The organism is Albidovulum sp. (assembly GCF_041919395.1).
GTDB lineage: Bacteria > Pseudomonadota > Alphaproteobacteria > Rhodobacterales > Rhodobacteraceae > Albidovulum.
In genome coordinates this window covers 1-12,299 of the sequence record NZ_JAYRTX010000101.1, presented here as the reverse complement: position 1 = coordinate 12,299, position 12,299 = coordinate 1, and the positions used below count along the sequence as shown (strand labels likewise).

11 protein-coding genes, 1 tRNA gene and 1 pseudogene are annotated in these 12,299 nt (G+C 66.2%); 8 read left to right on the top strand and 5 right to left on the bottom strand.

Annotated elements, in window-relative coordinates:
* Both ACMUOO_RS14555 and ACMUOO_RS14550 read left to right on the top strand, forming a co-directional pair.
* Positions 1–620, top strand: a 620-nt coding sequence (locus tag ACMUOO_RS14555; protein WP_413855649.1) for an NAD(P)/FAD-dependent oxidoreductase, incomplete at its 5' end; no start/stop codon positions are given.
* A 20-nt stretch (positions 621–640) separates the two neighbouring features.
* Positions 641–1,525: a DMT family transporter gene (locus tag ACMUOO_RS14550; protein WP_301919120.1), complete on the top strand. Its 885-nt coding sequence runs from the start codon at positions 641–643 to the stop codon at positions 1,523–1,525.
* A 79-nt stretch (positions 1,526–1,604) separates the two neighbouring features.
* Here ACMUOO_RS14550 and ACMUOO_RS14545 read toward each other — a convergent pair whose 3' ends face one another.
* The 5 genes and pseudogenes from ACMUOO_RS14545 to ACMUOO_RS14525 all read right to left on the bottom strand — a co-directional run bounded on the left by ACMUOO_RS14545 (position 1,605) and on the right by ACMUOO_RS14525 (position 7,768).
* A complete protein-coding gene (locus ACMUOO_RS14545; RefSeq protein WP_301919119.1) occupies positions 1,605–1,829 on the bottom strand; it encodes a hypothetical protein in 225 nt (74 codons plus the stop codon).
* Between the two features lie 1,042 nt (positions 1,830–2,871).
* Complete coding sequence (locus tag ACMUOO_RS14540; protein ID WP_301919117.1) at positions 2,872–6,003, bottom strand: efflux RND transporter permease subunit; 3,132 nt, start codon at positions 6,001–6,003, stop codon at positions 2,872–2,874.
* A 26-nt stretch (positions 6,004–6,029) separates the two neighbouring features.
* Positions 6,030–7,220, bottom strand: coding sequence for an efflux RND transporter periplasmic adaptor subunit (locus tag ACMUOO_RS14535; protein WP_301919116.1), 1,191 nt, complete (start codon positions 7,218–7,220; stop codon positions 6,030–6,032).
* A 149-nt stretch (positions 7,221–7,369) separates the two neighbouring features.
* Positions 7,370–7,498: pseudogene (locus ACMUOO_RS14530) on the bottom strand (IS3 family transposase); the annotation flags it as partial.
* Between the two features lie 195 nt (positions 7,499–7,693).
* Positions 7,694–7,768, bottom strand: a tRNA-Thr gene (locus ACMUOO_RS14525).
* 126 nt (positions 7,769–7,894) lie between these two features.
* On the opposite strand from ACMUOO_RS14525, the gene ACMUOO_RS14520 reads away from it, so the two are divergent.
* From ACMUOO_RS14520 to ACMUOO_RS14495, 6 genes are all read left to right on the top strand, one after another.
* Entirely contained in the window at positions 7,895–8,062 is a 168-nt protein-coding gene (locus tag ACMUOO_RS14520) for a hypothetical protein (protein WP_301919115.1), read from the top strand.
* A gap of 7 nt (positions 8,063–8,069) precedes the next feature.
* Complete coding sequence (gene murA, locus ACMUOO_RS14515; protein WP_301919114.1) at positions 8,070–9,338, top strand: UDP-N-acetylglucosamine 1-carboxyvinyltransferase; 1,269 nt, start codon at positions 8,070–8,072, stop codon at positions 9,336–9,338.
* Positions 9,335–9,814 carry a DUF2948 family protein gene (locus tag ACMUOO_RS14510; protein WP_301919113.1) on the top strand — a complete coding sequence of 160 codons (480 nt, stop codon included), beginning with the start codon at positions 9,335–9,337 and terminating at the stop codon, positions 9,812–9,814. Before murA ends, ACMUOO_RS14510 begins: the two co-directional genes overlap by 4 nt.
* A gap of 189 nt (positions 9,815–10,003) precedes the next feature.
* Positions 10,004–11,317 (top strand): histidinol dehydrogenase, encoded by a 1,314-nt coding sequence (hisD, locus tag ACMUOO_RS14505; RefSeq protein WP_301919112.1) that lies wholly within the window; start codon positions 10,004–10,006, stop codon positions 11,315–11,317.
* Positions 11,314–11,793 carry a UPF0262 family protein gene (locus ACMUOO_RS14500; RefSeq protein ID WP_301919111.1) on the top strand — a complete coding sequence of 160 codons (480 nt, stop codon included), beginning with the start codon at positions 11,314–11,316 and terminating at the stop codon, positions 11,791–11,793. The genes hisD and ACMUOO_RS14500 overlap by 4 nt, the downstream gene beginning before the upstream one ends.
* 2 nt (positions 11,794–11,795) lie before the next feature.
* Positions 11,796–12,278, top strand: a complete 483-nt coding sequence (locus ACMUOO_RS14495) for a low molecular weight phosphatase family protein (RefSeq protein ID WP_413855645.1) — start codon at positions 11,796–11,798, stop codon at positions 12,276–12,278.
* Positions 12,279–12,299 lie beyond the last annotated feature (21 nt).

Genomic DNA, 12,299 nt, shown 5'->3' with positions numbered 1-12,299 from the left:
TCGATCTCCAGGCGGAAAAGATCCTCCTCGGCGTCAATGGCTATGCCGGTCCGGAGGTGCCATGGCTGCGCCAGCGCACGATCCCGGTCCAGAGTTACATGATCGCCACCGAGGAAATGCCCCTCGACCTGCTCGAGAGGCTGATCCCAGGCAACCGGATGGTCGGTGACACCAAGCATGTGCTCTACTATTTCCGCCGCTCGCCCGACGGAAAGCGCATCCTGTTCGGCGGGCGGGCGCGGTTCCGCAACTCGACCGAGGAACAGGGCGCAGAGGGCCTGCGCCGGTTCATGGAGCATACCTTCCCCGAGACGCGCGGGGTCGGGCTCAGCCACGCCTGGCATGGCAACGTCTGTTTCGCCCTAGACTTCTGCTCGCACGCCGGCCGCATGGACGACGGCATCTATTACGTGTCCTGCTGCAACGGCGGCGGGATCTCTAACCAGACGCACCTGGGGCACCGGATAGCGGAGCACATGCTCGGCCGGCCGAATTCAGACCGGGGCGTGATCGGCAGCCATTTTCCGAAGCTCCCCCTCTACAACGGAAATCCCTGGTTCTTGCCCATGGTTGGCACCTGGTATCGGTTCCTGGACCGGAGTGCGCGCTGGTTCGACTGAGGCGCCCCGGAGTTTCGCAGATGTCTTCGCACGTCACCGTGGCTAGCCGCCGCGACACCAGCGGCGCCGGAATCATGATGATGATTCTGGCGATGGCTTTGGTGCCGATGATCGACGTTCAGGCCAAGCATCTGGTCGTTGGCGGGGTTCCGGCAATGCAGGTGATCTTCCTTCGGATGACGTGCGGAACGATCCTCCTCCTCCCGGTCATGCTCGCCGGTCGGCGGGGGGAGATCATTCCACCGGACGGTCGGATCAACGCCGTCCTTCTGGGTCTCTTCAGCATAACTGCGGGGTTCTGCTTCTTCGGGGCGCTGGAGTATCTTTCGATCGCCGACACGGTGGCGATCAGCTTCGTCCAGCCGCTCTTCGTAACCATGCTTTCCCGGCTGTTTCTGAAGGAGACTGTCGGGCCAGCGCGCTGGATCGCTCTTTTCGTCGGATTCGGCGCAACCCTCGTCATCATCCGGCCAAGCCACGGCGCACTCCAACCCGGGAGCCTGCTTGCGCTCGCCTCGGGTGCGGCGATGGCCGGCTACGTGATCCTCGTGAAGAAGAGCACGGTCGGAAGCCGCCGCGTGTCGCCTCTCACCCTCACGTTCCAGACGCATTTCATGGCGGTGCTGGTCGGCGCACCGCTCATGGCGCTGATCTGGGTGGGGCTCAGTCCCGAGCAATGGTGGATGGTTCTGGGGATGACACTTTTCGGCCTGGTCGGGCAGTATCTGATCATCAAAGCATACAATTGCGCGGATGCCTCGCTCGTCGCGCCACTTTCCTATCTGGAGATCGTCACCTCGACCGCGGCGAGTTGGCTGTTCTTCTCACAGGTGCCAGATCGCATAACGTTCGTCGGCGTCGCAATCCTGATCTGCAGTTCCGTCTTCATCGCGTGGCGCCGGTAGGCGTTCCCGGCCGGCTTACAGACCGGTAGTCCGTCGCACCAGACAATGCGCGGTTGCTTGATCCTGGATGCGGGCGCATTCAGCGCATGGTGCCGGGCCTGGCTACCATCGCCGCGTGCGCCATCATCCCTTGACCCATCAACCGCAGCAGGAAGACCGCCAGCAGCAGCGACCAGAGCGCGGTGGGCAGCGACATCAGCAGTGTCGCGACGGCAAGACCGAAGAGGACTGTCAGCCCGATCCATCGCACCCGATAGCGGTCGGTCAGGCCGCAGGCAAAGACCATGACCGCCGCAGAAGCCATGGTCGTCGCCGCATAGACAGCCCCCAGCCGGCATGGCTCCGCCCGAATTCGTACCGGATGTCGCCTGCAAGGATCGATTTGAAGAAGGTCAGCCCGAAGCTGGAGGCGCAGGTCAGCAGAAACCCGGCCGACAGCCAGGGCGCGTTCGCGCGTGCGAAGTGAAGATGAAGCGGCATGATCCGGTCCGCGTCCGGGTCTCGCCGTTGAGGAAGGCCCCGCGACCGGACGAATACCAGATGTGACGGCCGGGGCAATGCTGGCCGACCGTGCCACGCTCGCGGACGAGGGGAGTGTTCGCAAGCGCACAGGACCAGCGCGCGCGACCCGGAAGACCCACACGTCGGATTCCGGGCGGTTGCTTCAGAGATTTCCCCGAGTTGCGGCGCCGGCTAAGTATCGGTTCCTTCGCCACCCTTCAAACTCGGGCCACCGCGGCCCGCCGCGAGGTTCGAGGACATGACGCGGCCAACATTGTCGTCGCGCTCAAATGGCATCGAGCACCGTTCATCGTGAGCATCTCCGAGCATTGACCGCCGCTGCAAACATTCGACCGACCCTGGCCGAGTTCTCCAGGCGACGTCGAAAGACAAACTTCACCCAGGAAACCAGGAATGGCCGGTTGTTCGCGGATTGCCCGACGGCGCATCCCATGTTCAGGCGAACGGTGGGCCTATGATGTGCAAATACAAGGAACGGACGCCGTCGACATGGAAGTCCTGGGAAATCGGAGCATCCCTAATGGGGATGCCTTCTGGCACCACCGAGGGGCGGGGATGAGACCTCCGCTTTGGGTGGCGTGGGGCATACACGGCGGCCAGTAGAGCTGCCAGCAACGTTTGTTGCGGCCGAGATGCGGCGGTTGGGACGTTGTCGACGCCCGCATCATCGAGACTGCACGCCGGGACCATCGGCCCGACAGGCGACCATTGTCGGCTCGCGCTGATGGGCGGTGACAGTTGATCGAGCTGCCCGATTGGCCACCCGAATTGTTGCGGCGTAAGCTTGCGGAGCCTGAAAGTTTCGCCGCTGGTAGCTTCCGCCTCTACGGGCCGTCCGATGCGTCATGTTGCGGCACCAGGGGGTTCCTGCCGTGTGTGATGCGCGCGACGATGACAAAGAAGACCGGGACGAACAGTACGCCGAGAACGGTGGCCGAGATCGTGCCGCCCATCACGCCGGAGCCGATGGCGGTGCGCCCGCCCGAGCCGGCGCCCGTGCTGATGACCAGCGGAAGGACCCCGAGCGAGAACGCCATCGACGTCATGATGATCGGACGGAAGCGAAGCCGCGCCGCCTCGGTCGCGGCGCGGCGCAGCGTTTCGCCCGCCTCGAACCGCTCGCGCGCGAACTCCACGATCAGGATCGCATTCTTGCCGGTCAGCCCGATGACGGTCAGAAGGCCGACCTGAAAGAACACGCCGTTCTCGAACCCGCCGAGCCAGGCGCCGACGACGGCGCCGAGGATTCCGATCGGCATGGCGAGCATCACGGCGAAGGGAATGGACCAGCTTTCATAGAGTGCGGCGAGCGAGAGGAATACGGCCGCCAGCGAAAGCGCGTAGAGCAGGGGCGTCTGTGAGCCCGACTCGCGTTCCTCAAGCGACAGTCCTGTCCATGCGACGGCGAAGCCTGGCGGGAGTTGCGCCGCCAGACGCTCGATCTCGGCCATCGCCTCGCCGGTTGTCACGCCGTCGGCGGGTGAGCCCTGGATCTGCATCGCCGGCACGCCGTTGTAGCGGGTCACACCCTGTGGGCCGGAACTCCATCTGCTTTCCGCGAAGTTGGAGAACGGGACAAGACCGCCGGTCGCGTTGCGCACTCGCCATTGCTTGATATCTGATGGCGTCGACCGCGCCTCGGGGGCGCCCTGAACGTAGACCCGCTTGATCCGCCCGCGATCGAGGAAGTCGTTGACATAGCTCCCCGCCCAGGCGATCCGCAGAAGATTGCCCACATCGGTCGCCGAGACGCCCATTGCGCCGGCCTTGCGCCAGTCGATGTCGAGATTGAACTGGGCCGCATCCTCCAGCCCGTTCGGACGGGCGGAAGCGATCATCGGGCTTTGTGCTGCCATGCCCAGAAGCTGATTTCGTGCGTCCAGTAGCTGTTCATGCGTCTGGCCGCCCCGCGCCTGAAGGTAGAAATCGAAACCGGAGACGTTTCCAAGCTCGATCACCGAAGGCGGCACGATCGGGAAGACGAAGGCGTCACGGATGCCGCTGAGGGCGCCAAAGGCGCGGCCGGCGATCGCCTGCACACTCTGCCCCGGCTTGGCTCTCTCGGACCAGTCCTTCAGGCGCACGAAGGCAATGCCCATGTTCTGTCCCCGCCCGGCGAAGCTGAAGCCGACGACACCGAAGATGGATTCAACGAGATCGCTCTCTGTCGAGAGAAAGTGGTCCTCGACCTTCTCGATCACGCCGAGCGTCCGTTCCGAGGTGGCACCGGTAGGCGCCTGGACAAGCGCGAAGAGGATGCCCTGGTCCTCGTCGGGCAGAAACCCGGTCGGAGTGCGCGCGAAGAGGAGCCCCATCGCGGCGGCCAGAGCGAGATATACCAGCCCGACGCGCACAGGCCGTTTCACGAGCCAGCCCACGCTCCTGCCATAGTTCCGCGTCAAACGGTCGAAACCCCGATTGAACAGCGCAATCGGACCGCGCTGTTTGCCCTCTTCGCCGTGCCGTAGCAGTGTCGCACACAATGCCGGCGTCAGGGTCAGCGCGACAACCACGGACAGCGCCATCGCCGACACGATCGTGATGGCAAACTGCTGATAGATGACGCCGGTCGAGCCGCCGAAGAACGCCATCGGCACGAACACCGCCGAGAGCACCAGGGCGATGCCGATCAGCGCGCCGGTGATCTGGTCCATCGATTTGCGGGTCGCCTCGACAGGACTCAATCCCTCCTCGCGCATGATCCGCTCGACGTTTTCGACCACCACGATGGCATCGTCGACCAGAAGACCGATGGCCAGCACCATCGCCAGCATGGTCAGCGTGTTGATCGAGAAGCCGGCTGCCGCGAGGATGCCGAAGGTTCCCAAAAGCACGATCGGGACTGCCAGGGTCGGGATCAGGGTTGCCCTGAAGTTCTGAAGGAACAGGAGCATCACGAGGAATACCAGAACGATTGCCTCGATCAGCGTCCGCACCACTTCTTCGATGGAGATTTCGACAAAGGGAGCCGTGTCGAAGGGGACCACGTATTCCACGCCTTCGGGGAAGAACTCGGCGAATTCCGCCATCCGTTCCTTGACGGCATCGGAAGTGTCGAGAGCGTTGGCGCCCGGAGCGAGGCTGATCGCCAGACCTGCCGACGGGTTGCGGTCGTAGCGCGAGATCGTCGAGTAGTTCTCGGCGCCGATTTCGACGTCGGCCACGTCGCCCAGAAGAACGAGACCGCCATCGGTTTCGGCCCTAAGCACGATCTGTCGGAAGTTCTCCGGCGTCTGAAGCAGTGACTGCGCGGTAATCGTCGCGTTCAATTGCTGGCCGGCGACGGCCGGACGCTCGCCGAACGCGCCGGCCGAGATCTGGGTGTTCTCCTCGGAAACCGCCGCGACCACGTCGGACGGCGTAAGTTCGAATGCCGCCAGCTTCGAGGGATCGAGCCATATCCGCATTGCGTATTGCGCGCCGAAGACCTGCACGCTGCCGACCCCTTCGATACGGCTGAGTTCATCGACGAGGTTGCTGACCATGTAGTCGGCCAGATCGACCTGCTCATATCTCTCGTTGTCCGAGATTAGGGCGATCACCATCAGGAACCCGGCCGCGGATTTCTGCACGGACACGCCCTGCCGCTGCACCGGTTCGGGCAGCAGCGGCGTGGCCCGTGCCAGCTTGTTCTGGACCTGGACCTGCGCGATGTCGGGGTCGGTTCCCGTCTGGAAGGTCAGAGATATCTGCGCCGTGCCGGCCGAGGTCGAGTTGGACGACATGTAGCGCATACCGTCGAGACCGGTCATCTGCTGCTCGATCACCTGAGTCACGGTGTTGGCGACCGTCTGCGCCGACGCGCCCGGATAGGTCGCGGTTATTTGCACCGTGGGAGGCGCGATCTGCGGATACTGCGATACGGGCAGTGTCAGGATGGACAGGGCGCCGATGCCCATGATGATGATCGAGATCACCCAGGCGAAGATCGGACGGTCGATGAAGAAGCGGGCCATGGCGGTCTCCGGTCGGCGCTGTGCCGCTAGTCCTTAGCAGTCTCTGGCTGGGGCTCGGCATCACCCTTGGAGGTTTCCTGACGTTCCTCGGGGGTGACGGTCGCGCCGGGCGCGGCTTTCTGGAAACCCTCCACCATGACGCGATCGCCAGGTTCGAGTCCGCTGCCAACTACCCAATCGGCGCCGCGATCCTCGACAATGTCGATTTCGCGCGACTCGACCACGTTTTCCGAGTTCACCACCAATGCGAGGGGTCGCCCGCGCCGGTCACGGCTGACGCCCTCCTGTGGAACGAGATACACGCCCTCCGCCTTTGTCGTCGGCATCACGACCTGCACATACATCCCCGGCAACAGCAGCTTGTCGGGGTTGTCGAATTCCATCCGCAGGACAACGACGCCGGTCCGCTCGTCGACCTGCGGTTCGGCGGCCGTCAGCGTGCCGGTCTGTTCATACTCACTACCATCGGCAAGGATGAGCTTCACCGTGCGGTCTCCATCCTCCTGACCGGTCCCCGCATTGTCGCGGCGCCACTGCAACAGCTCCGCGGCCGACTGTGTCACATCGACGAAGACCGGATCGATGTTCCGGATCACTGCGAGCGGCTCGGCCTGTCCGGTGGTAACGAGCGCGCCGCGGCTGGTCAGCGACCGGCCGATCTCTCCGCTCAGACGGGCACGGATCGTCGTTCGATCGAGCTCTATTTGAGCCGATTGGAGCTGCGCCTTGGCGACGAGAAGCTGCGCCGCGGCCCCTTCGCGTGCCGTGATCGCGTCGTCGACTGTCTGCTGGGTGCCGACACTGCGGCTCAGCAGGGTCTCGGCGCGCGCCTGGTCCCGCTCGGCGGCGCGGAGCTGTGCCTCGGCCGCCGAGACCGATGCGCTGGCCTGCGCAACCGCCGCCTCGTAAGTGGCCGGATCGATGGTATAGAGCGCCTCGCCCGCCTCGACCGAGCCGCCTTCGTCGAACAGACGTTCGGTGATGATGCCGGCAACCTGCGGACGGACCTCGGACACGGCCGAAGCGACGACGCGCCCCGGCAGGGTCGTGGTCAATGTCACGGTTTCAGGGCGGACGATGACGACCGTGACGGCTGCGGTCCGCGCGTCCTGCGCGCGAAGATCGCCGGGCAGGCACAGTGCGAGAGCGGCAGGCACCGCCAGAATTGCGGCTCGCGTTACATGAAGCATGGGTGTCATCCCGTGGGCGAGGGCCATCAGCCAACCGGCGGTGGCGCGGCAAGTCTCCGTGTCCCTTAGACCGGTCGGAAGTTTGGAATGCAAGGCAACAGTTGCATGGATGAGTGACCGGCTTGGTTACCTTGGATCGTCTCCGGGTGCCTGCTCTGCGAGGTGCCCTTAATTTCCTAGACACCTGCCGTGGTAAGCTTCTGCTGTCTGTTTTCGAAGTCAACGGGCGACAGCGTGCCGTTGTTCGCGTGCTTGCGTTTCGGGTTGTAGAACAGTTCGATGTACTCGAACACGTCCCGCCTGGCGCAGCTCGTTCTTGCCAGTGACCGCACGAAGCCCCTTCGGGACCACGATGCGCGCGCGATACCGCCCGGAACGATTCACCAAGTGTCTGACCTTGCCTGCCATGTGCCACTTGCAGTTTGCAACCGAAGCAGTAACGACAAAGCGGCAGAATCCCCAGCGGCGCAGAGGTCTCTTTTGAAATCAAGGGGATGGCCTGGTGCTGCGAGAGAGGATTGAACTCTCGACCTCTCCCTTACCAAGGGAGTGCTCTACCACTGAGCTACCGCAGCCCGCTTTTGTGGGGCGCGTGTTAGACGCAAATTCCACCCCGCGCAAGCGCAATCTGGCGCGCGGATACGGAGCTCCGGGGGTGGGCGATCTGGACGGGTGGGGCCTTCCCATGTAGAGAGGGCGGCATGGACAGGAAGCCCCCGAAATCCGGGGCCGGCGAGGGTCGCGACGAACGGCTCAAGGCGGCGCTGAAGGCGAATATCGCGCGGCGCAAGGCGCAGGCGAAGGCGCGGGAGGCGGGCGCACAAGATCAACCGCCGGTCGAAAGCGCGCCGCGGGACAAGAAAGGCTGAGGCAGGCATGGATTCGATCATCGTCACGGGCGGAGCGGAACTTTCGGGGCGGATTCCGATCGCGGGTGCCAAGAACGCCTGCCTCGCGCTGATGCCGGCCACGCTGCTCAGTGACGAGCCGCTCACGCTGATGAACGCGCCCCGGCTTTCCGACATCAAGACCATGACGCTGCTCCTCCAGTCGCTCGGCGTCGAGGTGACGGCGATGCAGGAGGGACGCGTGCTGACGCTCTCCAGCCATGCGCTGTCCAGTCACCGGGCCGACTACGACATCGTGCGAAAGATGCGGGCCTCGAACCTCGTTCTCGGCCCGTTGCTGGCACGGACCGGCCATGCCGTCGTCTCGCTGCCGGGGGGCTGCGCCATCGGGGCGCGGCCGATGGACATCCATATCACCGGGCTGGAGGCTCTTGGCGCCGAGATCGAGCTGAGGGACGGCTACCTGCATGCGGTGGCGCGGGGCGGGCTCAGGGGCGCCGTGATCGAGCAGCGCTTCGCGAGCGTCGGTGCCACGGAAAACGTGGTCATGGCGGCGACGCTGGCCAAGGGCACGACCGTGCTGAAGAACGCCGCGCGCGAACCCGAGATCGTCGATCTGGTGCATTGCCTGCGCGCGATGGGGGCGCGGATCGCCGGCGAGGGCACCGGGACGATCGAGATCGAGGGCGTCGAGCGGCTCGGCGGCGCGACGCACCGTGTCGTCGCCGACCGGATCGAGCTCGGCACCTACATGATCGCCCCGGCGATCGCGGGGGGCGAGGTCGAACTGCTCGGCGGGCGGCGGGAACTCCTGCCCGCGTTCTGCGAGAAGCTCGAGGCGGCCGGCGTGACGATCACCCAGACCAACGACGGGCTGCGGGTCGCGCGCGCCAATGGGCGCGTCCATGCGGTTGACGTGAAGACCGAGGTCTATCCCGGCTTCCCGACCGATCTTCAGGCGCAGATGATGGCGCTTATGTGCACCGCCGAGGGCGTCTCGGTGCTGGAGGAGACGATCTTCGAGAACCGTTTCATGCATGCGCCGGAACTGATGCGGATGGGAGCCAGGATCGAGGTCCACGGCGGCCATGCCACGGTGACGGGGGTGGAGCGGCTCAGGGGAGCGCCGGTGATGGCGACCGACCTCAGGGCCAGCGTGTCGCTGATCCTCGCGGGGCTCGGCGCGGAAGGCGAGACGCTGGTGAACCGGGTCTATCATCTCGACCGCGGCTACGAGCGGGTGGAGGAGAAGCTGTCGGCCTGCGGCGCCAGGATCGAGCGGGTGCGCGGCGAATGACCGAGGATGCCCGCTTCGAGGATGCCGCCGAACGGCCGCTGAGGCTCCGGGCCGAGGCGGCGGAAGACGTGCCGGTTCTGGCAGCGCTTGTTCAGGACGCGGTCCTGACGATCGCCGACCTGAGCTGGCAGCCGAGGCTCCGCCGGCTCGCCTTGCTGGTCAACCGCTTCCGCTGGGAGGATCGCTCCGCCGCCGAGGCGCGCGGGCGGCCCTACGAGCGGGTGCGTTCGCTCCTCATCGTCGGCGGGGTGACCCATGTCGCCTCGCAGGGGATCGACCGGCGCGATCGCGAGGAGGTCCTGTCGGTTCTCGACGTGGTCTGGGTTCCCGGAGAGGACGCGGCCGGCGCGGTCGAGATCACGCTCGCCGGCGACGGTGCGATCCGGGCCGAGGTCGAATGCCTCGACCTGATCCTCAGCGACGTGACACGGCCCTATCTCGCCCCGTCGCGGAAAGCGCCGGAACACCCCGAGTGACGGGTGTCCCGGCTGCGGGACGGACGATCCGGCGACGCGGCGCGCGCCCTGGCGGGCTTCAGGGGCTCCGCCCCTCGCACCGGACCGGGTCCGGGGCGCCCTCAGGACTATTTGGCAACGGTGAAAGCCGGGCCGCTTGAGGCCGAGCGCCGGGGCGGCTAAGGGGAAGCGGGAACGGGAGAGATGCCGATGCCGCTGATGCTGTCGACTACAGATCCGGGCTTCGAGGCCGCCTTCTCGGCGCTTCTCGCGATGAAACGCGAGGATGCGCCGGACGTCGACGCCGCCGTCGCCGCGATCATCGCCGAGGTGCGGGCACTGGGCGATGCGGCCCTGATCGAACTGACCGCGCGGTTCGACCGGCTGGAGCTGACGCCCGACCGGCTGGCGTTTTCGGCGGCCGAGATCGAAGCGGAATGCGCGAAGGTCGGGGCCGAGGACCGGGCGGCGCTGGAACTGGCCGCCGCGCGCATCCGCGCCTATCACGAGCGCCAGATGCCTGCCGATGCGCGCTGGACCGATGCGGCGGGGGCGGAGCTTGGCTGGCGCTGGGGACCGGTCGCTGCCGCGGGGCTTTATGTACCGGGGGGGCTCGCCTCCTACCCCTCATCGGTTCTGATGAACGCGATTCCGGCGAAGGTGGCCGGGGTGGAGCGGCTGGTGATCTGCTGTCCGACGCCGGGCGGCGCCGTCAATCCGCTGGTCCTGATGGCGGCGCGGCTGGCGGGGGTGGACACAGTCTACCGCGTGGGCGGTGCTCAGGCGATCGCGGCCATGGCCTTCGGGACCGACACAATCCGCCGGGTGGACAAGATCACCGGACCCGGCAACGCCTATGTGGCGGCGGCCAAGCGGCGCGTCTTCGGCCGCGTCGGCATCGACATGATCGCCGGGCCATCGGAGATCCTCGTCATCGCCGACCGGACGGCGGACCCGGAATGGGTGGCGCTCGACCTTCTCAGCCAGGCCGAGCATGACGAGAGCGCGCAGGCGATCCTCGTGACGGACGACGCTGCAATGGCGCGCGCGGTCGCGGCGGCGGTGGAGGCGCGGCTGGCGGGGCTGGAGCGGAGCGCCATCGCCGGGGCGAGCTGGCGCGACTACGGCGCCGTCATCGTGACCCGCGACCTGGCGGAGGCGGCCAGGCTGTCCGACCGGGTCGCGCCCGAGCATCTGGAGCTCTGCGTCGAGGACCCCGAGGCGCTCCTGCCGCGCGTCACCCATGCCGGGGCGATCTTCCTCGGCCACTGGACACCGGAGGCGATCGGCGATTACGTGGGCGGGCCGAACCATGTGTTGCCCACGGCGCGCTCGGCACGGTTTTCGAGCGGGCTTTCGGTGATGGACTTCCTGAAGCGGACGACGATCGCGAAGATGACGCCGGCGGCCCTCGCCGCGATCGGGCCTGCGGCCGAACGGCTGGCCGTGTCCGAAAGCCTCGAGGCGCACGGGCTTTCCGTGCGCGCGCGGCTCGACCGGGTGAACCGGGAGGGCGCCGCATGAGCCGCATCTGCCATATCGAGATCGACGACACCGGCCTGCCGGCGCCGACGCCGGAGGTGGCGCAGGAACGGCGCGTCGCCGTCTTCGATCTACTGGAGGACAATTCCTTCGATCTGCCGGGCCGGGACGGCGCGCCCGCGCCCGAAGGCCCGTTCCGGCTGGCGCTGTCGACCCGCGACAAGCGGCTCGTCTTCGACATTGCCACGGAGGCGGGCGGCAGGGTGGCGGAGTTCCACCTTTCGCTCGGACCCTTCCGGCAGGTGGTGAAGGACTACTTCCAGATCTGCGAGAGCTACTTCGACGCCGTGAAGCGCCTGCCACCGGCCCAGATCGAGGCGATCGACATGGCCCGACGGGGAATCCACAACGAGGGCGCCCGCGTGGTGCAGGAACGGCTCGACGGCAAGGCGCTGCTCGACATCGACACGGCGCGGCGGCTCTTCACGCTCATATGTGTGCTGCAGACCGGGGGGTGAGATTGTCCGGAACGTTGCCGCATTCGGTGCTGTTCTGCTGCGACCACAACGCCGTGCGTTCGCCGATCGCCGAGGCGCTGATGAAGCTGCTTTACGGGCGCGCGTCCTATGTCCAGTCGGCGGGCGTCGAGAACGATCTGGAAATCGACGGATTCGCGATCGCGGTGTGCCAGGAGATGGGGATCGAGCTTTCCCGCCACAGGTCGCGGAGCTTCGAGGAAATGAAGGAGTATGGCGACGACCTGTCGGGTTTCGACCTCGTCGTCGCGCTGTCCCCCGCGAGCCGGAAACAGGCGCTCGATCTGACCCGGCAGTATCATCTCGACGTGGAATACTGGCCGATCATGGATCCGACCGGCATCGGCGAGACGCGTGAGACGAAGCTTGCGGCCTACCGGCAGACCCGCGACCAGATCCGGGCGAAGATGATCGAGCGCTTTGGCGCCCCGCGCGTCGCGGGGGCGTCCGGCGCTTCGGGCGCCTAGGGCGCGCCTTGCCGCCGATGG

Excerpts from the sequence above, each read along its gene's own strand:
- ACMUOO_RS14550 (WP_301919120.1), top strand. The coding sequence starts at position 641 with ATGTCTTCGCACGTCACCGTGGCTAGCCGCCGCGACACCAGCGGCGCC.
- ACMUOO_RS14545 (WP_301919119.1), bottom strand. The coding sequence starts at position 1,829 with ATGGCTTCTGCGGCGGTCATGGTCTTTGCCTGCGGCCTGACCGACCGC.
- ACMUOO_RS14540 (WP_301919117.1), bottom strand. The coding sequence starts at position 6,003 with ATGGCCCGCTTCTTCATCGACCGTCCGATCTTCGCCTGGGTGATCTCG.
- ACMUOO_RS14535 (WP_301919116.1), bottom strand. The coding sequence starts at position 7,220 with ATGGCCCTCGCCCACGGGATGACACCCATGCTTCATGTAACGCGAGCC.
- ACMUOO_RS14520 (WP_301919115.1), top strand. The coding sequence starts at position 7,895 with ATGGACAGGAAGCCCCCGAAATCCGGGGCCGGCGAGGGTCGCGACGAA.
- murA (WP_301919114.1), top strand. The coding sequence starts at position 8,070 with ATGGATTCGATCATCGTCACGGGCGGAGCGGAACTTTCGGGGCGGATT.
- ACMUOO_RS14510 (WP_301919113.1), top strand. The coding sequence starts at position 9,335 with ATGACCGAGGATGCCCGCTTCGAGGATGCCGCCGAACGGCCGCTGAGG.
- hisD (WP_301919112.1), top strand. The coding sequence starts at position 10,004 with ATGCCGCTGATGCTGTCGACTACAGATCCGGGCTTCGAGGCCGCCTTC.
- ACMUOO_RS14500 (WP_301919111.1), top strand. The coding sequence starts at position 11,314 with ATGAGCCGCATCTGCCATATCGAGATCGACGACACCGGCCTGCCGGCG.